Origin of the sequence: Vibrio chanodichtyis, from assembly GCF_028863985.1 — a bacterium.
Taxonomy (GTDB): domain Bacteria; phylum Pseudomonadota; class Gammaproteobacteria; order Enterobacterales; family Vibrionaceae; genus Vibrio; species Vibrio chanodichtyis.
This window is the reverse complement of sequence record NZ_JARBFT010000015.1, coordinates 22,068-46,969: the sequence shown is the minus strand read 5'-3', so window position 1 is coordinate 46,969 and position 24,902 is coordinate 22,068. Positions and strand designations below refer to the sequence as shown.

At 47.9% G+C, this 24,902-nt stretch carries 21 protein-coding genes; all 21 read left to right on the top strand.

Translation table 11 applies throughout. From position 1 onward, the window contains the following. The first annotated feature begins 14 nt into the window (after nt 1-14). Complete coding sequence (gene mshL / locus PUN32_RS12385; RefSeq protein WP_274723500.1) at nt 15-1,676, top strand: pilus (MSHA type) biogenesis protein MshL; 1,662 nt, start codon at nt 15-17, stop codon at nt 1,674-1,676. A 4-nt stretch (nt 1,677-1,680) separates the two neighbouring features. Beyond that, a complete protein-coding gene (locus PUN32_RS12380) occupies nt 1,681-2,526 on the top strand; it encodes an ExeA family protein (RefSeq protein WP_274723499.1) in 846 nt (281 codons plus the stop codon). Continuing rightward, on the top strand, nt 2,523-3,614 hold the full coding sequence (locus PUN32_RS12375; protein ID WP_274723498.1) for a tetratricopeptide repeat protein: 1,092 nt from the start codon (nt 2,523-2,525) through the stop codon (nt 3,612-3,614). Before PUN32_RS12380 ends, PUN32_RS12375 begins: the two co-directional genes overlap by 4 nt. Further along, on the top strand, nt 3,604-5,331 hold the full coding sequence (locus PUN32_RS12370; protein ID WP_274723497.1) for a GspE/PulE family protein: 1,728 nt from the start codon (nt 3,604-3,606) through the stop codon (nt 5,329-5,331). Before PUN32_RS12375 ends, PUN32_RS12370 begins: the two co-directional genes overlap by 11 nt. Before the next feature lie 8 nt (nt 5,332-5,339). Further along, nucleotides 5,340-6,563, top strand: a complete 1,224-nt coding sequence (locus PUN32_RS12365) for a type II secretion system F family protein (protein ID WP_274723496.1) — start codon at nt 5,340-5,342, stop codon at nt 6,561-6,563. Beyond that, nucleotides 6,563-7,012 (top strand): MSHA biogenesis protein MshF, encoded by a 450-nt coding sequence (locus tag PUN32_RS12360; RefSeq protein ID WP_274723495.1) that lies wholly within the window; start codon nt 6,563-6,565, stop codon nt 7,010-7,012. Before PUN32_RS12365 ends, PUN32_RS12360 begins: the two co-directional genes overlap by 1 nt. An 81-nt stretch (nt 7,013-7,093) precedes the next feature. After that, entirely contained in the window at nt 7,094-7,642 is a 549-nt protein-coding gene (locus PUN32_RS12355; protein WP_274723494.1) for a prepilin-type N-terminal cleavage/methylation domain-containing protein, read from the top strand. Nucleotides 7,643-7,695: 53 nt separating this feature from the next. Continuing rightward, entirely contained in the window at nt 7,696-8,178 is a 483-nt protein-coding gene (locus PUN32_RS12350; RefSeq protein WP_274723493.1) for a type II secretion system protein, read from the top strand. A gap of 69 nt (nt 8,179-8,247) precedes the next feature. Continuing rightward, the gene (locus tag PUN32_RS12345) at nt 8,248-8,736 is read left to right on the top strand and encodes a prepilin-type N-terminal cleavage/methylation domain-containing protein (RefSeq protein ID WP_274723492.1); all 489 of its coding nucleotides are present in this window, start codon (nt 8,248-8,250) and stop codon (nt 8,734-8,736) included. Further along, nucleotides 8,733-9,311, top strand: coding sequence for a type IV pilus modification PilV family protein (locus PUN32_RS12340; RefSeq protein WP_274723491.1), 579 nt, complete (start codon nt 8,733-8,735; stop codon nt 9,309-9,311). Before PUN32_RS12345 ends, PUN32_RS12340 begins: the two co-directional genes overlap by 4 nt. After that, nucleotides 9,311-10,015, top strand: a complete 705-nt coding sequence (locus PUN32_RS12335; protein ID WP_274723490.1) for a PilW family protein — start codon at nt 9,311-9,313, stop codon at nt 10,013-10,015. Before PUN32_RS12340 ends, PUN32_RS12335 begins: the two co-directional genes overlap by 1 nt. Continuing rightward, nucleotides 10,005-10,430, top strand: coding sequence for an MSHA biogenesis protein MshP (locus PUN32_RS12330; RefSeq protein WP_274723489.1), 426 nt, complete (start codon nt 10,005-10,007; stop codon nt 10,428-10,430). The genes PUN32_RS12335 and PUN32_RS12330 overlap by 11 nt, the downstream gene beginning before the upstream one ends. Nucleotides 10,431-10,438: 8 nt before the next feature. Further along, nucleotides 10,439-13,876: a DUF6701 domain-containing protein gene (locus PUN32_RS12325; RefSeq protein ID WP_274723488.1), complete on the top strand. Its 3,438-nt coding sequence runs from the start codon at nt 10,439-10,441 to the stop codon at nt 13,874-13,876. Nucleotides 13,877-14,027: 151 nt separating this feature from the next. Then, complete coding sequence (locus PUN32_RS12320) at nt 14,028-15,071, top strand: rod shape-determining protein (RefSeq protein ID WP_000473772.1); 1,044 nt, start codon at nt 14,028-14,030, stop codon at nt 15,069-15,071. 56 nt (nt 15,072-15,127) lie between these two features. Further along, nucleotides 15,128-16,015: a rod shape-determining protein MreC gene (gene mreC / locus PUN32_RS12315; RefSeq protein ID WP_274723487.1), complete on the top strand. Its 888-nt coding sequence runs from the start codon at nt 15,128-15,130 to the stop codon at nt 16,013-16,015. After that, nucleotides 16,002-16,490 (top strand): rod shape-determining protein MreD, encoded by a 489-nt coding sequence (gene mreD, locus PUN32_RS12310; RefSeq protein ID WP_274723486.1) that lies wholly within the window; start codon nt 16,002-16,004, stop codon nt 16,488-16,490. The genes mreC and mreD overlap by 14 nt, the downstream gene beginning before the upstream one ends. Before the next feature lie 59 nt (nt 16,491-16,549). After that, nucleotides 16,550-17,050, top strand: coding sequence for a Maf family protein (locus PUN32_RS12305; protein ID WP_274723510.1), 501 nt, complete (start codon nt 16,550-16,552; stop codon nt 17,048-17,050). A 25-nt stretch (nt 17,051-17,075) separates the two neighbouring features. Continuing rightward, nucleotides 17,076-18,545, top strand: coding sequence for a ribonuclease G (rng, locus tag PUN32_RS12300; RefSeq protein WP_166013751.1), 1,470 nt, complete (start codon nt 17,076-17,078; stop codon nt 18,543-18,545). Between the two features lie 8 nt (nt 18,546-18,553). Then, entirely contained in the window at nt 18,554-22,429 is a 3,876-nt protein-coding gene (locus PUN32_RS12295; RefSeq protein WP_274723485.1) for a YhdP family protein, read from the top strand. Between the two features lie 8 nt (nt 22,430-22,437). After that, complete coding sequence (locus PUN32_RS12290; protein ID WP_274723484.1) at nt 22,438-23,280, top strand: carbon-nitrogen hydrolase family protein; 843 nt, start codon at nt 22,438-22,440, stop codon at nt 23,278-23,280. Then, complete coding sequence (tldD, locus tag PUN32_RS12285; RefSeq protein ID WP_274723483.1) at nt 23,261-24,706, top strand: metalloprotease TldD; 1,446 nt, start codon at nt 23,261-23,263, stop codon at nt 24,704-24,706. Before PUN32_RS12290 ends, tldD begins: the two co-directional genes overlap by 20 nt. Nucleotides 24,707-24,902: the final 196 nt, after the last annotated feature.

Here is a 24,902-nt window from a genome sequence, read left to right as displayed (position 1 = left end):
GGTAAGAAAGTCTTATGCGTAAAATCGTACTTGCTGCAGTGGTGACCTCGTTGATGGGATGTTCGATGGGACATCGCGATCCTATTGAAGCGAAGCAAGCACTAAACCAAGCTATTAACGAAACCAGCAGCCGTCAGATTGACCAATTACCTGCGTCAGTCGAAGCGGATCTGATGCCCAATATCGATTCAATCGCCGCTTTGCCTCCGAGAACCTTATCGCGTTTTCGGATCCAAGCCAAAGAAGTGGAAGCGAAAGCCTTTTTTACCAGCTTGATTCAGGGCACTGAATACAGCGCCGCGATCCATCCAGCGGTCACCGGGCGAATTACCCTCAATCTTAGTGATGTCACCTTAGATGAAGTGCTCGCTGTCATGCGTGATTTGTATGGCTTTGATGTGATTAAACAAGGCAAGGTGATCCAAGTTTATCCGGCAGGGCTTCGTACCGTGACCCTGCCGGTTGATTATCTGCAATTTAAACGTACTGGCCGCTCACTCACTGCGATCACGACTGGAACGATCACCAATACCGACGCCAATAGTTCCGACTCTAACTCTTCGAACCGTCGTAACTCAGATAGCTATTCAAGAAACTCAAATTCAAGCCGAACCGATGCGCGTGGCGGCACTGAAATTGAAACGACTAATGAAAGTGATTTTTGGCCTCAGCTAGAGCAAGCGGTTGGTCAGTTGTTGGGGCGTCAAGCCGGACAAACGGTGATTGCGAATCCACAGGCTGGAGTGATCACTTTGCGCGCCTATCCTGATGAAATTCGTCAAGTTACCGAGTTTTTAGGTATCGCTCAGCAGCGTATGCAGCGCCAAGTGATTCTAGAAGCGAAAATTTTGGAAGTCACACTTAGTGATGGTTATGAGCAGGGGATCAACTGGAGTAAAGCATTCTCTTCTAATGGCACCAATTACCAAATTGGCAGCGGTACGATTACGCAAGACAGTAATGGTAATCCGATCACTTCGGTGCTACCCGGTTTAGATACTATTGGCACTTTACTGGGCGGGCAGTCCAATGTGGTGGTCTCTAGTGGTAGTTTTGATGCGGTGATCAGCTTTATGGGTACTCAAGGTGATTTGAATGTACTTTCTAGTCCACGCGTAACCGCGGCAAATAACCAAAAAGCGGTGATCAAAGTCGGTACTGACGAATATTACGTGACCGACTTATCTAGCGTGGTGGGCAGTGGTGATAATGCTCAAGCTTCTCCGGATATTACTTTGACGCCATTTTTCTCGGGTATTTCATTGGATGTCACGCCACAAATTGATGATAGCGGCAATGTGTTGCTGCATGTCCATCCTGCGGTCATTGAAGTAGAACAGCAGACCAAACGTATTACCTATAACAGTCAGCAAATTGAATTGCCGTTAGCCAAAAGTTCGATCCGTGAATCGGACTCGGTGATCCGTGCGAAAGACGGTGATGTGGTAGTGATCGGTGGCTTGATGAAGTCACACACTCTAGATCGTGTTTCAAAAGTACCATTTTTCGGTGATGTACCAGGCTTAGGTCATCTGTTTCGTAATACCTCGAAGCAAACTCAAAAGACCGAATTGGTGATTTTGCTTAAACCGACGGTAGTTGGGGTCAACACGTGGCAAAAAGAGTTAGAACGTTCACGCAGTTTGTTACAGGAATGGTTCCCGGATAACCAGTAACATTATGTATTTAAAACACTTTAATCTTGAACGTTTTCCGTTTCATCTCACTCCTGATACGCAGCTGTTTTTGGGGTTAGCCCCACATTTTGAAGCAATTCAAGTCCTCAGTGCTGCGATCACTATGGGGGAGGGGGTCACTAAGTTAACCGGAGAAGTTGGTACGGGCAAAACCATGGTATGTCGTATGTTACTGACACACTTAGGGGCTGATGTGGCACTGATTTATCTGCCTAATCCAATGCTGGATGCGATTGCGCTGCAGCAAGCGGTGGCGGCCGAATTACAGTTGGAGCTGTCGCCGAACGCACAAATGGTTGAGCAAATTCAAACCCGCTTGATTGAGTTACACCAGCAGGGGAAACGGATTGTGGCACTAGTTGATGAAGCTCAGGCGTTATCGGATGAGGCGTTAGAAACACTGCGGCTATTTGGTAATTTAGAGACTGAGCAGGCCAAATTATTACAGATTATTTTGATCGGACAGCCGGAGCTAGATACGCGTTTGGCTCAGCACCATTTGCGTCAATTTCGTCAGCGGATCACGTTTAATGTTCAGTTGCGACCATTGACCCAAGCCGAGACGATCATTTATATCGAGAGTCGTTTAACTAAAGCTCAAGCACCTTGCTCTCTGTTTAGTGTCGCGCTGAAAAAAGCAGTTTGGCATGCATCACAAGGTATTCCGCGCTTGATCAATCAAATTTGTCATAAAGCTTTATTACTGGCTTGGTATGAATTAAGTCCAAGAGTTAAGCGGCACCATTTATTGGCGGCGATCGATGATACCTATGACAGTTGTAAACCGAGATTTAAGACCCCAGTCTTGTGGGGATGGAGTCAACCATGAGTGTGGTCAATCAAGCCTTGGCGCAAAGTGTTAAGCATAGCAAGTTAGGTCTGGATAATATCGAGCGGATCAAGGTCGAGCAACGCAAAGCTCGCCCGGCTTGGTTATGGGTGCTGGCAGGTTTTAGCGTTAGTTTGGCACTCGGTGGCTGGTCAGTTTCATGGCAGTCTCCAGATCTGATGGCGACTTCACTTGATCTGCCAGTGCCACAAGCGAGGCCTTCTCCTACGCAAAAGACCACTCAGCAAGTGGTGGCTCTTTATAACGCGCCGGTCCCCAACTCCAGTTTAGTCAATCCACCTGAGCTGTTGCCACCAGTTGAATCGCAGCCCTTGCCTGCGCTCGACGTGGTGCAAACATCGCCAGCTAAGGTGAAGAATAGCCAACCCTCGGTGCAATTGGCCGCGAATACTGCACCGCCTCCGCCTACTGTGGAGGCGTCTTCAGTTGCTGTGGTAACCAAACCGGTAATGATCGTACAACAAGTGGCACTGACCGCTGAGCAATTGGCCGAACAACAGGTGCAACGTGCGCAAAAAGCGTTAGCGAATCAGGACTTTCAAGCCGCCGTTAACGCTTATGCACAAGCGCTGCGTTATACCCCAAATGATGAAACCACGCGGCAAAAATTGGCGGCGTTGTATTATGGCAAAGGCGATGGACGCAAAGCGTTTGATCTGCTGCAAGCGGGCATTGAACGTAACCCTGATGGTGAAATGCTGCGTTTAGCCTTGGCCAAGTGGCTGAGCAGAGAAAAGCAGGAGGCGGCTGCATTAGTGCCGTTGGCCTATTTACCCTCTCAGCCATCGGTCGAATATTTAGCCCTGCGTGCTGGATTAGCGCAGAAAACTAAACAAAATCACATGGCATTACAAAGCTACCAACAGTTGACCGAACAAGATCCTAATAATGGGCGTTGGTGGCTCGGTTTAGCGATACAGCAAGAGCGAACCCAGCAGTGGGCTGCAGCGCAGTATGCCTATCAACAAGCGCTTAATAAAGTCGGCCTGTCTAGCCAATCTCATACATTTATTCATCAGCGTTTGCAGCAACTAAGTCGTGCCGAGGAGATGCCCAGTGGCCATTAATAAACTGCGTAAACGGCTTGGCGACTTATTGGTTGACGAGGGGATTATCAGTGAAGCGCAGCTTGAACAAGCGTTGAGTGCGCAAAAAAGCACTGGACGTCGTTTGGGGGATAATTTGATTGCGCTTGGTTTTTTAACCGAAAGCCAACTGCTGAACTTTTTGGCGCAGCAACTCGATTTACCAGTGATTGATTTAAGCCGAGCCAGTGTTGATATTGATGCGGTGCCACTACTGCCTGAAGTGCATGCGCGCCGTTTACGCGCGCTGGTGATCGGTCGTCAAGGTGACACTTTGCGTATTGCGATGAGCGATCCGGCGGATTTGTTTGCGCAAGAAGCACTGCTCAACCAATTGCCTGAGTATCGTTTTGAGTTTGTGATCGCTCCTGAAAAACAGTTGGTTGAGGGGTTTGATCGTTTTTATCGGCGCACCAAAGAGATTATGTCATTTGCTGAGCAGTTACATGCTGAGCACCAAACTAACGATAGCTTTGATTTTGAAATCACCGATGCAGATAGCGATGAAGTGACGGTGGTCAAGCTGATCAACTCTCTCTTTGAAGATGCGATTCAAGTTGGCGCATCAGATATCCATATTGAACCGGATGCCAATGTACTGCGTTTACGGCAGCGGATTGATGGCATTTTGCATGAAACCTTGCTGCATGAGGTCAATATTGCCTCGGCATTAGTGCTGCGCTTAAAGCTGATGGCTAATTTAGATATTTCAGAGAAACGTTTGCCACAAGATGGACGCTTTCATCTGCGAGTTAAGGGGCAAGCGGTCGATATTCGGATGTCCACTATGCCGATCCAACATGGCGAATCGGTGGTTATGCGCCTACTCAATCAATCGGCTGGGGTACGTAAGCTAGAAGAATCGGGCATTCCAGCACATCTGTTGCTGCGTCTTCGTCAACAGCTTAAGCGACCGCATGGAATGATTTTGGTGACCGGGCCGACGGGGTCAGGAAAAACTACTACCTTATATGGTGCTTTGAGTGAGCTGAACACCGCGGGCAAAAAAATCATTACCGCCGAAGATCCGGTCGAATATCGCATTGCACGGGTTAACCAAGTGCAGGTGAACCCGAAAATTAACCTCGATTTCTCAAGCTTATTACGCACTTTCCTGCGCCAAGACCCCGATATTATTTTGGTCGGCGAGATGCGCGATCAAGAAACGGTGGAAATAGGTTTACGTGCCGCATTAACTGGCCACTTAGTGTTAAGTACCTTACACACCAATGATGCGGTCGATAGTGCACTGCGCCTACTTGATATGGGTGCGCCTGGTTATTTGGTTGCCAGTGCGGTGCGCGCAGTGATTGCTCAGCGTTTGGTGCGCCGAATTTGCCCAGATTGCAGTCGGCCAGATGAGGTCGATGAGGCACATCGTCAATGGCTGGTGAGCCGCTTCCCTAATCAAGTCAATGCTAACTTTATGCGTGGTCGTGGTTGCCAAAACTGTAATTTAACCGGTTATCGCGGTCGGATCGGGGTATTTGAAATGCTCGAACTGGATCAGCCGATGATGGATTGCTTACGCGCCAATGATGCGGTGGCGTTTTCTCATACGGCACGCAGCAATGCCAATTATAAACCGCTGCTGGCCTCGGCAATGGAATTGGCGCTGCAAGGTACGGTCAGCTTGGATGAAGTGATGTCGCTGGGTGAAGGTGACTCTTCAGGCTTGATTGAACCGCTATATCTGTAGGAGCTGGCATGACGACTTTCTATTACCAAGGACGTGATACCAATGGCAGTAAAGCGGCTGGATTGCTGGAAGCTGCCAGTGAAGATTTGGCTGCGGACATATTGCTGAATAAAGGCATCGTCCCTACTTCGATTACTGCTCAAGCGGCCAAACGTGGTTTGAATGTCAATTGGCAAGTGTGGCTGACACCAGCGGTGCCGTTAGAAGTATTGGTGATGTTTTGTCGACAAATGTACAGCTTAACCAAGGCTGGAGTGCCGTTGCTGCGTTCAATGCATGGTTTAACTCAGCACTGCCATAATAAACAGCTTAAGCAGGCGCTGGAATCGGTGTGCCATGAGTTGACCAATGGTCGGAATCTTTCTGCATCGATGCAGTTGCACTCCGCTATCTTCAGTCCGCTGTTTGTGTCCATGATCCAGGTTGGTGAAAATACCGGCCGATTAGATCAAGCTTTGTTGCAACTGGCAAACTATTACGAGCAAGAGGTAGAGACTCGTAAGCGGATCAAAACTGCGCTGCGTTATCCGATATTTGTGATTAGTTTTGTGGTGATTGCAATGTTTATCCTCAACGTGAAAGTGATCCCGCAATTTACCAGTATGTTTAGTCGTTTTGGGGCAGAGCTGCCGTTTGCGACGCGAATTTTGATCGCCACTTCCGATTTTTTTGTGAATTATTGGGGCTGGTTGTTAGCTGTTATCGCAGGATTGTTTTTGGTATTTCGCGGGTGGGTCAATACTCGTGAGGGACGAATTAAGTGGGATTCCATGCGGCTGCGCATGCCAATTGTTGGCGAGCTGGTTAATCGTGCTCAGTTATCGCGTTTTGCGCGCACTTTTTCACTGATGCTCTCCGCTGGCGTGCCACTCAACCAGTCGTTAGCCCTGTCGGCTGAGGCGATGGATAATAAGTTTCTTGAACAGCGTATCTTGGAGATGAAAAGCCAGATTGAATCCGGAGTTGCGATTTCAGCCACCGCCATTAACGCGAATATTTTTACTCCGTTAGTGATCCAGATGATCACGGTGGGTGAAGAGACAGGCCGCATCGATCAGCTATTGCTGGAAGTCTCCGATTTTTATGATCGCGAAGTGGATTATGACCTCAAAACCTTGACCGCAAGAATTGAGCCGATCCTGTTGGTATTGGTCGCAGGCATGGTGCTGGTGTTGGCGCTGGGCATCTTCCTACCGATGTGGGGCATGATGGATGCCATCAAAGGTCGCTGATGAAGCATGGCCTTCTGCGTGCTCGCTTAGTGGTTTGGTGGCTATTGCTGCTGATTTTATTGACGGCGTTGTTGGCGGCTTGGCGCGCGGTGTGGGTCGATACCGCACAAACCGCAATCGACATTACCCGCTTACGGATGATTGAACGGGCCAATCTTTATAAACAGCAGTGGCTGCTGCAAGGCCGGCCGAATAGATTGCCGATTGAACAGGATCAAATTGTTATCCAGCATGGATGGGTTTTCCCCAAGCGAGAGCAAACGGTGGATTGTGAAGCTGTGTTGAGCTTGCTCTATCCGCAGCGCACCTTGCTCAATCAGTGGCCGAGAGTAACCGGAATCGATTTAGCCGATGGTTATCGATGTCACTATCAATATGGTGAACGAGAGTACATCGAGGTCGAGTTGAACGGTCGTCACTTTGCGGTCGACATCAAACTTTTAATGTAGGTTTTTTCTTACATTGTTAGGTCTTATTGTTTAGAAAGGTGCGTATAATGTACGCCATACGTTGATAGGTGAGTTAACAATATGCAGAAAATGCAGCAAGGCTTTTCATTAGTGGAGTTGGTAATCGTGATTGTGGTGGTCGGGTTACTGGCTGTCGCGGCTTTGCCTCGTTTTCTCGATGTCACTGATGAAGCGAAAAAAGCCAGCATTGAAGGAGTCGCCGGTGGTTTTGCAACTGGGGTGCTGTCGGCACGTGCGCAATGGGAAGCGAAAGCACGACCAACCGTCAACCAATATCCATCGATTAACTATGATGGGGTGGAATTTTGGTTAACCCGTTCAGCCACTGACGGCTATCGTGATGGTTACCCGCTTGGGCTCAATACCGATAATTCGAGCTACCCCACCACGATTACCGATCAAGCCTGTATTGATTTGATGGAGAATTTGCTGCAAAACCCGCCGCAAGTAGGAACCTCGGCGCAAGTGGCGGACAGTATTAATTATAAATATGCCGCGCTAGCCGATGCCAGTGCCGTGACTTGTACTTACCGGCAAAATGAGCGCGGCAGCCAACATCAATTTGTGTATGAAATTAAAACCGGTCGAGTGACCGTCACTTTGCAGTAATGCTTTAAGCATTCATCTTGAAATATTCACCTTTAAAAAGAGAGAGCGTAACAATGAAAAAACACAGTGGTTTCACCCTGATTGAATTGGTGGTGGTGATTGTCATTTTGGGTATTTTGGCTGTAACTGCCGCACCTCGTTTCTTAAACCTACAAAATGATGCGCGTAAGGCATCACTGCAAGGCTTAAAAGGTGCGATTGATGGCGCAGCTGGGATTGTGTATGGCAAAGCGGCGATCCAAGGTAAAGAAACATTGGCAGCAGCAGATGATGTTGATGTTGATGGTATTAAAACCGCGTTTGGTTACCCAACTGCTGCTGCAAAGGGGATTGGTGCTGCGGTAGTGGGGTTGGGCGCTGACGGTGATTGGTCATTTTTTGAGGATACCAGTGGTAATGCATTTTACGCTACATTTAAATCAGAAGCGGGGTTAACTGGTATACCGTCCACTAAATGTTACGTCGTATATACTCAAGCTAGTGATGCTACCGTTAGTGCAGCAGCTAAAACTGAAGTTCAATCAGATGATTGCTAATTGAAGCCGTAAAAATAAAGTCAGCTTTGCTGGCTTTATTTTTACGCTCATTTCAGTATGCCTTGCGTTATGACTCGTAATAAAGCTTTTACCTTAATTGAACTGCTGGTGGTGATAATCCTGCTCGGGGTTCTTTCCGCCTATGCTGCCAGCGGCTTAATTGGCGCGGGCAGCTTTGCGGCGTTGACAGCTCAAGAGCAGGCGATCTCGATTATTCGCCAAATTCAAGTCAGTCGCATGCAATCCAATCTGGCCGATAGTGAACTACTGGCCAATGGCCATTATGTTTTGGCGATCCGCAGTGATTGTTTAGGCTCGGTCGCGGGCTGCAATGGTGCGAGTAGCGAGCGGCGCAGTGATGTGCTGCGTGCTGAGCAGCTCAGCTTTACCACCCAACCCAGCTTAATCAATCAAAGTTTAGCGTTTGATTTGCTCGGCAATCCACAAGATCCAGCGACACCGACATCGGGAGTGACGATTACTCTCCGTGCACCAGACAGCTCGGCCGCGTTATGCATTAACGCGCAAGGTTATATCGCCAAAGGGGCGTGCCAATGAAACACCACAACGGCTTTACCTTGATTGAAAGCATAGTCGCGATTGTGATCATGGGCTTTGCCATGCTGGTGTTGGTGAGCTTTTTATATCCTCAGATAGAGCGCTCTGCCACGCCACATTATCAAATGCGTGCCGCCTATTTAGGTCAAAGCGTGATGAGCCAGATTTTGGCACGGGGCTTTGATCAGCAGAGTGATTTTGATGGCGGCGAGTGGCGTTGTGGTGAAACTAAACCGAATACCACTACTGTTAAGTTGTGTTCCGCAACGCTTGGTCGTGATGCCGGTGAGGGCTCGCCCGCCGAGTTTAATGATGTGGATGATTATATCGGCTGCTGGTACGCCGATGATGCGAGCCGCTGCGGCTCGCAAACACAGCATTACCCGCTGAGCAATATTCTCGGTGATGAGATTATCGCTAACTATCGCCACTTTACCGTGTTGATCGATGTCTCGTATGTCGATCAGGCCTTTGCGCCGGTCCACCAGATAACCGACCTGAAACGGATTGAGCTGGTGGTGGATACCGATCGTTACGGTCGTTATGCCTTTGTGGCCTATCGAGGGAATTATTGATGCCAACGCGCGGTTTTACCCTGATTGAAATGATCTTAACCATCATCATCGGTTCGATTTTAGTGCTTGGCATCGCCGGTTTTGTTGAGCTGGGCAGCCGAGGTTATGCCGATACGGTCGCTCGCCAGCGAATCCAAACTCAAGCCAAATTTGTGCTAGAAAAAATCACGCGTGAACTGCGCCATGCGGTACCCAATAGCTTTGCCATTACCCAAAGCAGCAGCCAGCAGCAGTGCTTAAGTTTTTATCCGATTGTCTATTCCGGTTTTTATCATTTAGATGCCAAGGATAGCAAGCAACTGTCATTTGTGGTTGGCAACCACACTGGCGATAGTGCTGGGTTGGATTTTACTGGGTTAAAGATGATGATTAACCCTACCCATTACAGCGAATTTGATTCTGATACGACGATCACTCTGAGCGGTAGCGCAACCAAAATCAGTTTAGCGAAGCCGCTGGCCAGTCAATCGGTCGGTCAGCGTTTCTATCTGTACCGTGATGTGGTGGCCTATTGCCTTAACTTGACGACGAACATGATGACTCGTAATGGCATACCAGTGGCCGATAGTGTAGTTGCTGGTCAATTTAGTTACGCAGACCCAACCTTACAGCGCGGTGGCGTGGTGCATTTATCGCTTGGTATTGCGCAAAATGGCGAGCGCAGTGATTTTGAACAGGATGTGCAGGTACTTAATGTCCCGTAATATCAAAAAACAGGCTGGCAATTTGTATATTGTGGCGATCTTCGTGATTGTGGTGATGGGTTTGCTGGCGGCTGCGTTAAGCCGGATTGAGTGGTCAAATCAGGATGCTTTATCGCGCGATGTGCTGGGAACGCAGGCATGGTTTGCCGCCCATTCATTAAATGAGTTGGCGTTAACCCAATTTTATCCGCTCAATGCTTCATCGGCGGTGAGTTCGAACTGTGCCGATAACGCAACTCTACAAACGACAATGGATCGCTTGATTGCCGAGTATCCCGGCTGTTCGGTATCGGTGAGTTGTCGAACGCTAGGTGAACTGGATAACCAAAGCCTATTTCAACTCGAAAATCGTGTTCGCTGTGGCTCAGGACTGCATCAGGTTGAAAGAGCACAACAAGTGGTGGTGAAGGAGTGAGGATGTCAATGAAATGGATGATTGGTGGGTTAATTCTATTTTTGTTGTTACCCGTGACTTATGCCGCCGATGATTTCTCAGCACTAGAAAGAGCCTTTAATACCCCAGTGCAAACCTGGCGTAATGCGGAGCTGGGAATATTAACCTTAGGTGGTGACACGCGGATTTATGGTTTTAATGATGAAGATAAGGATTTGGATGACCAAATTAAAATTAAACTAAACAGTATTGCTGATAATGATGCTTGGAAAAAGTTTTGTCATATTGGTTATGTGGAAAATAAGCCTCCAGGTTACCGATGTGAGACTGATGTAGTAGATAACATTATTAATTTCGATACGATACCTAAGTTTGATGTTGATTTTAATGATGTTGAAAATATAACAATGATTAATTCATCAATTATAGACAGAGAATTTACATCCATAATTGGTGAGTTTGAACTGCCTATTGTTGCTGGTAGTTATAATAAGATCACTATTAGAGGTAGTGGTATTGTCACTTTTCCAATCGGTGATTTTAAGATAAAAAATCTTGAGTTGGGCAATGCAATAAAGGTTATTTTTCCTGAGGGTTCAAATTATGAGATTAATCAAATATCCACTAGCTCATGGTTAGTTCAAGATAAAATATCACTCACTTCTTATGCCAATAGTTTAACAGTCAAAGATGTCACATTTTCTAATGCTGAACTTTATTTAGAAAAAGGCCATAATCGCTTTGAACGTTTAACTGTAACCAATAGCTCTATTTTAAAAGTGCATGCTGATGCGACTATTTTTTTAATGGAGTTAAATATTAGCAATAGCGCTAATGTTTTTTTAGATGGAAAGCGTAGTCGTCTAAACTTTAAAGCGAAACAATATACACTTTCTGATAGTGCGAGTAAGGTATATTTTTCTAACGGCATATATCATATATACAATTACAATAATGGTAGCGGTCAAAATGAAAGTTTATATCAAGGTGATGTGACAATAGTTTCTAATCGAGTTAGGTTGTCTGGAAGCTATAAAAAAGAAATTCAGCGAATAAAAATATTTGCCCTAGATGATAAAAATGGTTCTGAGGCTAATTTTGAGATATTAGGTAGTGCAAATATATGCGTCAATGCTTTTAGTCGTAGACGTATTTCTATAACAGAAAATGGAGAGATTATTGGTTCGGTGATTGCCGATCAGATACAAATGGGTGGCAGTGGTAGAATAAGATACTATCCAGGTAGCGCTTGTTCAGAAGCGGAAGTGAATCCGAATAACTACCAACTGCAATTGACTCCTGTGGTGAATTACAGCTTAATTTGTCAGCCGCAGCGGCTGCAGTTTCAGGTGCTCGATAGCAATAATCAACCGACCGGAAGCTTTGCAGGCTCCATTGATATCACCCCTAGTAACGCCAATTTAACCCCAGTGAGCGGTAAAGGCTCTGGCAGCGATGGTCGCTACACTCCCAACTCAGCGGGTGAATTGTGGCTAGATTTACGTGTTGCCCAAGGCTCAGGCAGTCAAACTCTGACCATTAGCGGCACGCTTAACCCGCAAGGGAGTAGCGGTTCAGTGACCGGTACTTATCACTTTGTACCCTATAAATTCGCCACCCAAGAGCAATATGTGATTGCCAATAAACCGCAAGCAGTCGAGGTGAAAGTGCTCGCCTGCAATGATGACGGTGACGTGGTGGATGTTAACTACAGTGGCACGCCGCAAGTCAGTTCGGCTTGGGTTGCGCCGACATCTGATGTGGCGCAGGGAGATCTGACTTTCACACCCGTGTTTACTCAAGGGGTTGCCAATAGTGAACTGACGATGGAAGACTCAGGCCACAAAACGGTGGCATTGGAAGATGACAGTTTTGATTGCTCAGAGTTGGTAGATGATTGCCCAATTGAGGGTAAAGCGATATTAAAAGGTAGCTTTGAGGTTTATGCTCGCCCGTGGACCTTGGCAATTTGTTCACCGAGTGGTCATGAGATGAATGGCGATATCATTGATCAAGAGAGTGTCGGTTTTGCTGCTGCCGGTGCGGCATTTGATCTGCATCTTCGACCGCTGCGCTGGGTGAGTAATTCCGGCGATAAGAGTGATCCGCTAACCGGTGGCAATGCTATTGATACGTCAGAATATTGTAACTCTCTCATCACACAAAACTTTTTTTCTGATATGGCATCGTTAGAGACCAAAGTGCAACTCACTCATCAAGTGGCTCAACCTGAGCGAGGATATGATGGTGAACTGAAGGGTACCCTTGAACAGCTTAATACTGCCGGAAAGGAGAATGTGCCATTTAATGGATTAAGCTGGAGTGAGGTGGGTGTTTTACGGGTTAATGCGGATATTGATGGCACCTATCTTGGCATGAAAGTGAATCAAGGCTATCGCAATATTGGCCGTTTTTATCCGGCTTGGCTGAAAATTATCAGCAACGATTGGGATTATGCTACTGACCACAATGATTTCGTGTATATGGATCAAGCTATTCCTTACCGCTTTGTTGTGGAAGCTCAGAATACTGATGGCAACCCTACGCGTAATTACAGCCAATTTGCTCATGAATTGATCGCAGATGTGAAATTGTTAGCGGTGGATAGTGATGGCGAAGAGCTGGGTGCTAGGATCAATGATTATGCATTGCAGTTATGGGGTGGTTCTGGCGATGGTCAATGGTCAGGGGCAAGACTCGTTGTTACGAATGATTTTATCTTTAAAAAAGATCAAGTGGTTGAAGAGCCTTATACCACCGTCGTCGATGGTCCATACCAAAACGGCTTTGGCCTACGTGTTTTGGATAAAGTTGACAGCAAAATCAAAGTGGACTGGGTAGATTTTATCGATCCAGATTTGGATCTCAAAGCATCAGGCACGCTGATTGATACGGGCAAAAGCTTTGCAAGTCAGCCCGATATTCGCTATGGGCGGATGGTGATGGATGATGTGGGCGGTACCTCGGTGAGTCGGATTACGATTCCATTACGGGTCGAATATTGGCAGGGCAGTCGATTTACCACTAATCACGCTGATTCTGGATCGGTTTACGCCACGCTTGATAATTACATCTGTAAACAAACGCTGTGGCCGTCACCCAGTAGCCCGTCAAATGCCAAACTGAGCGGCTCCGATACGGAACCATGGAATAAGGTTTCGCAAGGGCAGAGTAAGCAGCTAGTGGCAGAACCTCATGCCACCGAAGATACTCAAGGGTTACGCGAACAAATTCGTTTTTGGCTGCGTCTGGATAATGATCAAACTAACCTTGAGGATAACAAGCGCTCTCCTCAGGTGGGAGAAGAGGGAGTCAACTGCGGCACGCAATACACTTCCCAACCTTGGCTACAGTATAACTGGTTTGCGCGTGGCGATGAGGATCCATCGGCAGTGGTGACATTTGGGATCCATCGCGGTAACGATAAGATCATTTTCCGTGGTGAAACACGACTGAGTGGTCAGTAATCGGTGATTTTTACTCACTCCAGTTAGGAATCTGTTAGAAATTGCGGGTTTCACTCCATGTTTATGGATCAACGCCTTGCTGTGATGGCAAGGCGTTGGTACATTTAGTGCAATTTTTATCTTCTCATTTCTTGCAGGACGAACGAAGAATATGTTCAAAAAACTTCGTGGCATGTTTTCTAACGACCTATCGATCGATTTAGGCACCGCCAATACACTTATTTATGTTAAAGGACAGGGGATTGTTCTTGATGAACCTTCTGTCGTTGCTATCCGTCAAGACAAAGGCCGAGGCGGTAAAACCGTTGCTGCTGTTGGGCATGCTGCCAAGCAAATGCTCGGTCGAACTCCTGGCAATATCTCAGCCATTCGACCAATGAAAGATGGTGTGATTGCTGATTTCTATGTCACTGAAAAAATGCTGCAGCATTTTATTCGTCAAGTACATGACAACAGCGTGTTGAAACCAAGCCCACGAGTTTTAGTGTGTGTGCCTTGTGGTTCAACTCAAGTTGAGCGTCGTGCGATCCGTGAATCGGCACTCGGTGCGGGTGCGCGTGAAGTGTACTTAATTGACGAGCCAATGGCCGCGGCGATTGGTGCTGGTCTGCGTGTTTCTGAGCCAACCGGTTCAATGGTGATTGATATTGGTGGCGGTACCACGGAAGTGGCGGTGATCTCGCTGAATGGCGTGGTGTACTCATCATCAGTTCGTATCGGTGGTGATCGCTTTGATGAAGCGATTATTAATTATGTGCGCCGTAATTACGGTAGCTTGATTGGTGAAGCGACGGCAGAAAAGATCAAACACGAGATTGGTTCTGCGTATCCGGGCGATGACGTGCAAGAAATTGAAGTGCGTGGTCGTAACCTAGCGGAAGGTGTACCACGTAGCTTTACCCTGAACTCCAATGAAATTCTTGAAGCGCTGCAAGAACCTCTGACCGGGATTGTCTCTGCGGTGATGGTGGCGTTAGAGCAATGTCCCCCTGAGTTGGCTTCTGACATTTCTGAAAATGGCATGGTGCTGACCGGTGGTGGTGCGCTACTAAAAGATCTCGATCGTTTGCTGATGGAAGAAACTGGCATTCCCGTAGTGATTGCCGATGATCCACTGACTTGCGTTGCTCGTGGTGGTGGTAAAGCTTTAGAAATGATCGACATGCACGGTGGCGATCTGTTTAGCGAAGAATAAACCATAGTGTCGTGCCCACTGCATGGCACTTTGCTCAGCGCTAGGACGGTTATTGCATGAAGCCTATCTTTGGTCGAGGACCCTCTCTGCAGCTGCGGCTATTTTTTGCAGTTATGCTATCAGCCAGCCTTATGCTGGCTGATAGTCGTTTAGGTGCATTCTCTCATGTGCGCTTTCTGCTCAATAGTCTAGTTGCACCGATCCAGTATGCCGCGGATTTACCGCGGGTACTGTTTGATGATTTTTATGATAGTGTCAGCTCGCATCAGTTGTTACGGGAAAATAGCCAACGTTTGAAACGAGAAGTGTTGACCCTAAAAAGTGATTTGTTGCTGCTGGAACAGTACAAAGAAGAGAACCAACGGTTACGCAAGTTGCTTGGCTCATCATTTTCACGTGATGAAAAAAAAGTGGTGGCGGAAGTGATGGCGGTCGATACCACGCCTTATCGTTATCAAGTGGTGATCGATAAAGGTCGCGCCGACGGGGTATATGAAGGTCAGCCGATCATCAACGAAAAAGGCATTGTCGGTCAGGTCACGTTTGTCGCCGCACATAATAGCCGAGTCTTGTTGCTGATCGATCCGAATACCGCGATCCCAGTGCAGAATATTCGCAATGATATTCGAGTGATCGCTTCGGGTAACGGACAAATCGATCAGATCCAACTGGAGCATATTGCGACCAGTACCGATATTGAAGTTGGTGATATGCTGGTTACCTCCGGTTTGGGTGGGGTTTATCCAGAAGGGTATCCGGTAGCGATTGTCTCGCAAGTCGATAAAGATACTCGCCGCGAATTTGCTTCGATCAAAGCTAAGCCAGTGGTGGATTTTGATCGCTTACGTTATTTGCTACTCATCTGGCCAAACGAAGATCGTTTGCAGAAAGTCATGCAGGCTGATCCGCAGTTATTAGAGGAAGAGAGCCATGATCAGCAGTGATATTAAAGGCCGCATGGTCATCGTTATCTCATTTTTATTAGCGCTGATTTTACAAACCATACCATGGCCGGGAATGTTAGACCTATTTCGTCCGCCTTGGTTGCTACTGGTGTGCTGTTACTGGGTGCTGGCACTACCGTACCGAGTTAATGTGGGTAGTGCTTTGGTGATTGGATTACTGTGGGATCTGCTGCTCGGTTCAACATTAGGGATCCGTGGCATGATGATGGCGATCATCATCTATCTGGTGGCGATGAACTTTTTAGTGCTGCGTAATATGGCACTTTGGCAACAAGCGATAGTGATTGGCTTACTATCGGCCGGCTTGGAAATGTTGATTTTTTGTGGCGAATATATGATCCAAGACGTGACATTCAACCCCTTATCACTGTGGAGTAGTGTTGTCGCCTGTATACTTTGGCCGTGGATGTTTTTATTACTGCGCCGGGTTCGACGCCATTGGCATGTTAAATGATAAGTTCAAAATTAGTTCTAGCCTCGGCTTCGCCAAGGCGGCGTGAATTGTTAGCCCAGATAGGCTATCAGTTTGAGATTGTGCAGCCTGATGTCGAAGAAATACGTAGCGCAGCAGAGTCGCCAGCCCAGTATGTTGAGCGGCTATCACGCGATAAAGCATTAGCTGGTGCGGCGTTGGTGGAAGCGGGAGCATTGGTGATCGGTGCTGATACGATAGTGGTTAAAGATCACCAAGTGCTCGAAAAACCACGTGATTTCGCCGATGCGCAACGTATGTTACGGCTACTCTCGGGCAGTCAACACCAGGTATTGACCGCGGTGAGCGTAGCGCAAAATGGTGTCACCCATTCGGTGGTGGTCATCACTAATGTGTGGTTTAAAACTTTGTCAGAACCAGAAATACAAGCTTATTGGCAAAGTGGTGAGCCCTGCGATAAAGCTGGCAGTTACGGTATCCAGGGATTGGGTGGACGATTTGTTACTAGGATTGAAGGCAATTACCACGCGGTAGTGGGATTGCCACTCTACGAAACTGACCAGCTTCTGCACAAATTCTAATCATATTAATCATTGAGGTGCGCTCATGAGTGCAGAGTTGCTGTTAAACATCACCCCGAGTGAAACGCGCGTGGCGATGATTGAAGGAGGACTCCTTCAGGAAATTCATATTGAACGTGAAGCGAAACGCGGCCTGGTCGGCAATATTTACAAAGGCAAAGTCAGCCGGGTACTACCGGGTATGCAAGCGGCATTTGTTGATATTGGTCTGGATAAAGCGGCATTTTTACACGCCTCAGATATCGTTCCGCACACCGAATGTGTCGCGGAAAGTGAGAAGCAACAGTTTCAAGTACGTGATATTTCTGAGTTAGTGCGCCAAGGTCAAGATATCGTCGTCCAAGTGGTGAAAGATCCGCTCGGCACTAAAGGCGCACGTTTAACCACCGATATTACCCTACCTTCTCGTTACCTAGTGTTTATGCCGGGAGCCAGTCATGTTGGTGTTTCGCAGCGCATTGAAAGCGAAGTTGAGCGTGAACGTTTAAAGAAAATTGTTTCCCACTATTGTGATGAGCATGGTGGATTCATTATTCGTACTGCCGCTGAAGGTGCGAACGAAAAAGAGCTGACTCAGGATGCGGTATTTCTTAAGCGTTTGTGGTCAAAAGTCATTGAACGACGTGGTAAATACAAAAACCGTTCAATGTTGTATGGCGAACTCGGCTTGGCACAGCGTATCTTACGCGATTTTGTCGGCACCGAAATTACCAAAATTTTGGTGGATTCGCGGCAAGAGTTCGAAAATCTCAAAGAGTTTACTTCGGAATACGTGCCAGAGCTGACCGCTAAGCTCGATCTTTATCATGGCGATAAGCCGATTTTTGATATGTACGATACCGAAAATGAGATCCAACGTTCCCTTGAACGTAAAGTCGAACTCAAATCTGGCGGTTATCTGATCATTGATCAAACTGAGGCGATGACCACGATTGATATCAACACCGGAGCGTTTGTTGGGCGGCGCAATTTAGAAGAGACGATTTTTAACACCAATGTTGAAGCGACTCAGGCGATTGCTCGGCAACTGCGTTTGCGCAATCTAGGTGGCATCATCATTATCGACTTTATTGATATGGCGTCGGATGAGCACCGTAAGCGAGTACTAACTTCTTTAGAAGCCGCACTGATCAAAGATCGGGTGAAAACCAACATCAATGGCTTTACTCAGCTTGGGTTGGTGGAGATGACGCGCAAAAGAACCCGAGAAAGTATTGAGCATGTGCTTTGTTCTGGCTGTCCAACCTGTGAAGGGCGTGGCAGTGTTAAAACAGTGGAAACGGTGTGCTTTGAGGTTCTGCGTGAAATTACCCGCGTCAACCGCGCTTACGATGCTGATCAATTTGTGGTTTATGCATCGCCGGCAGTGGCGGAAACCTTGCAAGGTGAAGAGTCACACGCATTGGCCGAATTGGAAGTGTTTATTGGTAAGGCGGTGCGGATCCAAGCCGAGCCGCTCTACAGTCAAGAACAGTTTGACGTAGTGATGATGTAGGGCATCGGGTGATTTCGACAGTAACCCGCTTTGGGCGGATTTTTATGTGGCTGCTGGTCAGCCTGCTGATTGTGCTCGCTTTGGCGGTCACTGCGCTGCGTATTTGCTTGCCGCAGATGAACCGTTTTCAAGCTGAGATCCAAGATTGGTTGAACCAAAACTCGTCAGTACAACTGGCAATTGCTGATGTACAGGGTTACTGGCGTAACACTCATCCTTCGCTATCTCTGCAAACCCTACAAGTCCACTGGCCGGATAGTAATGATATTCAGCTCAATGCGAGCAGTATTGAGCTTGAATTCGATCTATGGCAATCGCTGTGGCAGCGTCAGCCAGTGATTGCTGAACTCACCATCAATGGTATGGTGCTTGATCTGCGGGCGATTGATTGGCTCGCGTTACAGCAAAATGCCAATCCTGAACAGTCAGCGCAAGGGCGTGGAATTCAGCAGTTGGATGATTTATTACTGCGTCAATTGGATGATTTCACTCTCAAAAATTCAGCGATTCTCTATCGTACCTTCGCTGGCGATTTGCGTCAGTTGGATATTGAAAAATTGCGTTGGCAAAATAGTGGCCAGCGTCATTTTGCCGAAGGTGAAGTCAGCATTGCTGGCACTAACATTAACTCCTTGTTAGTGAGTGCTAATTTTATCGATCACGGTTCACTGCGTGATATTTCCGGCGATTTCTATGCCAGTGCCGATAAAGTCCGCGTGTTGCCTTGGTTGACTCGCTATCTGAAAGATCAAACTGGGATTCAAAAAGGTCAGCTTAGCTTTCATGCGTGGGCAAGTTTAGAGCGCAGTCGTCCTGTCGATGGCTATCTGGAACTGAAACCTTCCCAATTACTATGGCACAACGGCGAGCAGCAACATGAACTGCTGCTTGAATCAGGCATTGTGCAATTAACTCCGAGCGAATCGGGTTGGCAAGTGAATGCCCACTCACTACGCTTGCGCAGTGACGATCAACCGTGGCCAGTGATGGATATGGCGCTCGATTGGCAGCCACAGCAGTGGCGGCTCAATCTCTCGCAGCTTAATATTGAGAGCTTATTACCGCTGGCTAAACTGATCCCTGAATCGACCACACTCAACCACTGGTTAGCGACGCTACAACCCAAAGGCGTGTTGGAAGATGTGCGAATTGCTAAACGCCAAACCTTGGAGTCGTTACGCTATTCCGCGACGCTTAGTGATGGTGGTATGGCGCAGTGGGATTTACTGCCGCAAGTGAATTTCCTGCAAGCACAGATCCAAGGCTCGCTGAGTGAGGCACGAGTACAGGCCACTTTGGTCGATGATGTTCTAGAGTATGGCGAAGTTTTTCAAGCGCCACTCAATATTCGCCAAGGTGAGGTGGATATTGTTTGGCAGCAGGGGCAACACGGTTGGTCGCTGTGGGCGGATAAAGTTACCGTGGCCACTCCAGATTTGCAGGCAATTGGTGAGTTTCGCCTCGATTTTCCAAACCAGGCAAGCCCATTTCTCTCTTTCTACCTTGAAGCGGATCTGTTCAATGCTGGCGAAACTTGGCGTTATCTGCCGACCTTGGCACTTGGTCAATCACTGACCGATTATCTCTCAAGTGCGATTCAAGCGGGGCGGGTCAATACGGCAAAACTGGTGTGGTATGGTGCGCTCGACCAATTTCCTTATCAAAAGAATAACGGTATTTTTCAGGCGTGGGTCGGTTTAAAACAGGCCAAATTTGCCTTTGATACCGCTTGGCCTGCGATCACCGATTTGCAGCTGGATTTGCTGTTTGAAAATGCAGCGATGCATTTGGACTCGCGCGCGGCGACCTTGATGGAGGTGAGCGCTGAGCGGGTCACCGGTCGGATCCCAGAGTTGGCCGAATTCGGACACATCGAAATTGAAGCGATTGCCAGTGCCAAACAAGGTAATGCGATCCGCGATTATATGATGGCGACCCCTTTAGTGGATTCGGTGGGGGCAGCATTGACCACGATTCAGGTCAAAGGTCCGGTGCGATCGCAATTTCAGCTCAATATTCCGTTTCATAGCGGAGCTGAGCCGCGAGCTTGGGGCTTTGCTGAGCTAGCCGATAATGCGGTGGATATTGAGACTCCACCCATGAGCTTAGAAGCGGTCTCTGGAAAAATTGAATTTGATAATGACCGAGTCAGTGCTGCGGGTCTGCAAGCGCGCTTACTCAATCAACCAGTATCGATTGATTTTAAAGGGGAAGAGGCTAAACGCGGTTATGCAGTCAATATTGATCTGCTCGGTGATTGGGAAGTTAAACCGCTGCGCCCGTTGGTTGGCGAACAGTGGTTGAGCCGAATTAAAGGCCATGCGCCTTGGCAGGCTAGTGTCGATATTCAGCTTAATGATGTGGGCTTTACCTATCAACTGGATGGCAAAGCGGATCTGAGACGGTTAGAAAGTCGCTACCCATTTCCACTCAACAAAGCGCTCAAGGCTAAGGGGCAAGCGTTATTGCAAGCCTCTGGTAACCAAGAAATGGTATCGGCAAGGCTGCAATTACCCCAAGCAAAATATCAGGCAGAAATTGACTTGACCCCAGCGGTTCCAGAGTTAAAAGCGACCAATTTAGTGCTGGGCCAAGGGAGTTTTAAAATCAGCCCAGTGGTAGGACACCATGTTCAACTGCGCAGTCAAAGTTTTAATCTTGATAAGTGGTTAGCCATTCTCAGCGAACAGTCTGCAGTGAAAACGGCACCATCTAAGCTGGCCAGCTTAAATACCCCAACCATACCGATGCCAGAACGAATTGAAGCATCGGTCAGCGATCTGACCCTTGCGGGTTTAGAGTGGCATGATGTTGATTTCAATGCGCGGCGTAAAGATCTTGGCTGGCTGCTTGTGCTCGATAGCCAAGAGATCAAAGGTCAAGCCAACTACCTTGAACCCTACGATTTAACGGTTGCCTTGGAGCGCTTACACCTGTTTTTACCTCAATTGGAGTTCGATAAAGAGCGGCTGCTGGTTGATGTTGAACGGCAGAAGTTACCGCTGATCTCAGATTTTGACCGCCAGTTCCATCAACTGATGCCGAACTTGACCCTGACCATCAAGGATTTTTGGTTGCAGGGCTATAAAATTGGTCAAGCCAGTGTCGATTTTCAGCGCCAAGGGGATACGCTGCTGTGGAAGAGTATTGACTTCACCAGTGGGGCTAACCAATTGCACGTGAATGGTACTTGGACACTGACCGAAAAAACCAGTCATACGCAAATGAATTTGGATATGCAAGGGGATAACAACAGCGATCTGATGGCGCGGTTTGGTATTAACTCCGGGATCCAACGTGCCCCGTTTGAGATCAAGGCCAACACCCAATGGGATGGTGCACCGTGGTCAATGCAGATCCATACCCTACAGGGCAAAGTAGAGACTAAGCTTGGTAAAGGGGTGATTTCCGATGTCGGTGGCGCGGCAAGATTGCTGGGGTTATTTAGCCTAGATTCGATTTTACGCAAAATGCAGCTCGATTTTAGCGATGTATTTGATAAAGGGATGGCGTTTAATTCGATAACCGGCAGCGGTGACATTGCACAAGGGGTATTTGTCACCAATAACATTAAAATGGATGCTACGGCGGGAGAGATGAAGATCAAAGGCTTGGCCGATCTTAACTCCCGTACGGTAGATGCTGAAGTTAACTTCGTGCCGGATATTACCTCCGGGATCCCAGTGCTGACCGCTTTTGCGGTAACACCACAAACTGCGCTGTATGTGCTGGCCATTACTACAGTGATTTCACCCGTAGTGGAAGTGTTTACTCAGGTCAATTATCAAGTACAAGGGCCGCTCGATTCACCGACCGTGAAAGAGCTTTCGCGTAGTAAAGGTGAATTTAAGTTGCCAGAAACGCTACGTAACTTGGCGAAATAGGAAAATTTATGCAACGGGTTGGTCTGGTTCAAATGACCTCAGGATCAGAGGTCAGTGATAATCTGGGTTATCTGCACCAGCAGGTTGAACGGCTGGCCAGACAAGGTGCACAGTGGATAGTGACCCCGGAAAATGCACTGCTGTTTGGTCGGCGTGAGCAATATCATCAGCAAGCCGAACCGCTAGGCAATGGCCCAATCCAGCAGGCTGTAGCCGCTTTAGCGAAACAGTATGAGGTATGGCTGCTGATCGGCAGTATGCCAATTCGCCGTGCCAACGGGGTTACCACCAGTTGTCTGCTGTGGAATGCACAAGGTGAATGCGTGGCGGTTTACGACAAACTGCATATGTTTGATGTGGATGTTGCCGATGATCACCAGCGTTATCGTGAATCTGAAACCTTTACCCCGGGGCAACAAGTGGTGGTCGCGCCAACGCCATTTGGTCAACTGGGCTTATCAATTTGTTATGATGTGCGGTTTCCGCACTTGTACCACGAGTTACGTCGTCAAGGGGCGCAGGTTTTATTGGTTCCTGCGGCTTTCACCGCGGTGACCGGTCAAGCGCATTGGCAAGTGTTGCTGCGCGCCCGAGCGATTGAAAATCAATGTTGGGTAATCGCAGTGGGGCAGACCGGCCGCCACCCTTGTGGGCGAGAAACCTGGGGTCATTCGATGGTGATTAGTCCATGGGGTGAAGTGATTGCTGATTTAGGTGCTGCGGCACACAGTAAAGTGGTAGAGTTCGATCTCGCGACACTCGATTCTGTAAGATGCACGATGCCGATCACTCAGCACACGCGTTTTACCCATCAATTAATAGAGAACACTGATGACGATCAACCAAATTGAAACGGCACTGCTCACCCCTGCTGGGCTGAGTGAACAAGATATTGCCGCTACGCTGTCCAGTATTGCGACTCGCCAGATTGATTATGCGGATATCTATTTTCAATCCAGCTGGCATGAATCGCTGGTGCTGGAAGACAGCATTATTAAAGATGGCTCATTCAATATTGATTGTGGCGTTGGGGTGCGTGCCGTCAGTGGTGAAAAAACCGGTTTTGCTTATGCGGATCAAATTCAGTTAGAAGGACTGAAACAGAGCGCGATTGCGGCGCGCGGTATTGCTCAGCAAGGGCAGAATTTAACGGTCCAAGCGTTCAAACGTGGGCCAAATCCGCAGTTCTATCAGGCAGAGAATCCGCTGGAAAGCTGGCATAAGCAGCAAAAAACCGAATTGCTACAACAGCTTGATGCTTATATTCGCAGCAAAGAGCCGTTGATCACTGAAGTGTCGATTAGCTTAAGTGGTGTACATGAGCAGATGCTGGTTGCTGCGACCGATGGTACTTACGCTGGCGATATTCGCCCCTTGGTGCGCTTATCGATTAGTGTGTTGGCGCAAAAAGGCGATCGCCGTGAGCGTGGTAGCGCTGGTGGTGGTGGCCGTTTTGGTTACGACTATTTCTTATCACAGCAAGCGGGAAAATCCATTGCGTTTGCTTTTGCCGATGAAGCGATCCGCCAAGCGTTGGTCAATCTTGAAGCGGTGGCGGCTCCTGCTGGCACTATGCCGGTCGTATTAGGCTCCGGTTGGCCGGGGGTGCTGCTGCATGAAGCGGTCGGTCACGGACTAGAAGGTGATTTCAACCGTAAAGGCTCGTCAGTTTTTGCGGGCAAAGTTGGGCAAAAAGTCACCTCTGATCTATGTACTATTGTCGATGATGGCACGCTCAAAGATCTGCGCGGCTCACTCAATGTCGATGATGAAGGGGTGAGTGGGCAATATAATGTGTTGATCAAAAACGGTATTTTGCAAGGGTATCTCCAAGATAAGCTCAATGCGCGCTTGATGGGCGTTGCCCCTACGGGGAATGGTCGTCGTGAGTCTTACGCGCATTTGCCGATGCCACGTATGACCAATACTTACATGCTGCCCGGTCAGCACACGCCAGAAGAGATCATCGCCTCGGTCAAAAAAGGCATTTATGCACCGAACTTTGGTGGTGGGCAGGTGGATATCACCTCCGGTAAGTTCGTGTTTTCGGCATCGGAAGCTTACTTGATTGAAAATGGCAAAATTACCCGTCCAATCAAAGGAGCCACGTTAATTGGTTCCGGCATTGAAGCGATGCAACAGGTGTCGATGGTGGGTAATGATCTTGCCCTTGATCGCGGGGTTGGTGTGTGCGGCAAAGCTGGGCAAAGTGTGCCGGTCGGGGTTGGTCAACCGACGCTTAAATTGGATTCATTGACGGTGGGTGGTACCGAATAGCTTTTACGATAACCGTTCACCTTGAAGTAGTGTTGGTGTGGGCTAGGTGATCTGGCCCTAATCACATTGTTTATCTAGGCTTATTTACTTGTTGTTCATCTGCAACTTCATGGGGTTTGCGGATAAATGCGGCTAGAAATTCGCATCAATCCATGCGATAGTGCGCCGCACAAATTTTTGATCCTTTTTACTATCT

Coding starts and splice junctions, on each gene's coding strand:
- rng (WP_166013751.1), top strand. CDS start 17,076: ATGAGTGCAGAGTTGCTGTTAAACATCACCCCGAGTGAAACGCGCGTG.
- PUN32_RS12290 (WP_274723484.1), top strand. CDS start 22,438: ATGCAACGGGTTGGTCTGGTTCAAATGACCTCAGGATCAGAGGTCAGT.
- PUN32_RS12340 (WP_274723491.1), top strand. CDS start 8,733: ATGAAACACCACAACGGCTTTACCTTGATTGAAAGCATAGTCGCGATT.
- PUN32_RS12375 (WP_274723498.1), top strand. CDS start 2,523: ATGAGTGTGGTCAATCAAGCCTTGGCGCAAAGTGTTAAGCATAGCAAG.
- PUN32_RS12335 (WP_274723490.1), top strand. CDS start 9,311: ATGCCAACGCGCGGTTTTACCCTGATTGAAATGATCTTAACCATCATC.
- mreC (WP_274723487.1), top strand. CDS start 15,128: ATGAAGCCTATCTTTGGTCGAGGACCCTCTCTGCAGCTGCGGCTATTT.
- mshL (WP_274723500.1), top strand. CDS start 15: ATGCGTAAAATCGTACTTGCTGCAGTGGTGACCTCGTTGATGGGATGT.
- PUN32_RS12330 (WP_274723489.1), top strand. CDS start 10,005: ATGTCCCGTAATATCAAAAAACAGGCTGGCAATTTGTATATTGTGGCG.
- PUN32_RS12365 (WP_274723496.1), top strand. CDS start 5,340: ATGACGACTTTCTATTACCAAGGACGTGATACCAATGGCAGTAAAGCG.
- mreD (WP_274723486.1), top strand. CDS start 16,002: ATGATCAGCAGTGATATTAAAGGCCGCATGGTCATCGTTATCTCATTT.
- PUN32_RS12350 (WP_274723493.1), top strand. CDS start 7,696: ATGAAAAAACACAGTGGTTTCACCCTGATTGAATTGGTGGTGGTGATT.
- PUN32_RS12360 (WP_274723495.1), top strand. CDS start 6,563: ATGAAGCATGGCCTTCTGCGTGCTCGCTTAGTGGTTTGGTGGCTATTG.
- tldD (WP_274723483.1), top strand. CDS start 23,261: ATGACGATCAACCAAATTGAAACGGCACTGCTCACCCCTGCTGGGCTG.
- PUN32_RS12345 (WP_274723492.1), top strand. CDS start 8,248: ATGACTCGTAATAAAGCTTTTACCTTAATTGAACTGCTGGTGGTGATA.
- PUN32_RS12380 (WP_274723499.1), top strand. CDS start 1,681: ATGTATTTAAAACACTTTAATCTTGAACGTTTTCCGTTTCATCTCACT.
- PUN32_RS12325 (WP_274723488.1), top strand. CDS start 10,439: ATGAAATGGATGATTGGTGGGTTAATTCTATTTTTGTTGTTACCCGTG.
- PUN32_RS12355 (WP_274723494.1), top strand. CDS start 7,094: ATGCAGAAAATGCAGCAAGGCTTTTCATTAGTGGAGTTGGTAATCGTG.
- PUN32_RS12320 (WP_000473772.1), top strand. CDS start 14,028: ATGTTCAAAAAACTTCGTGGCATGTTTTCTAACGACCTATCGATCGAT.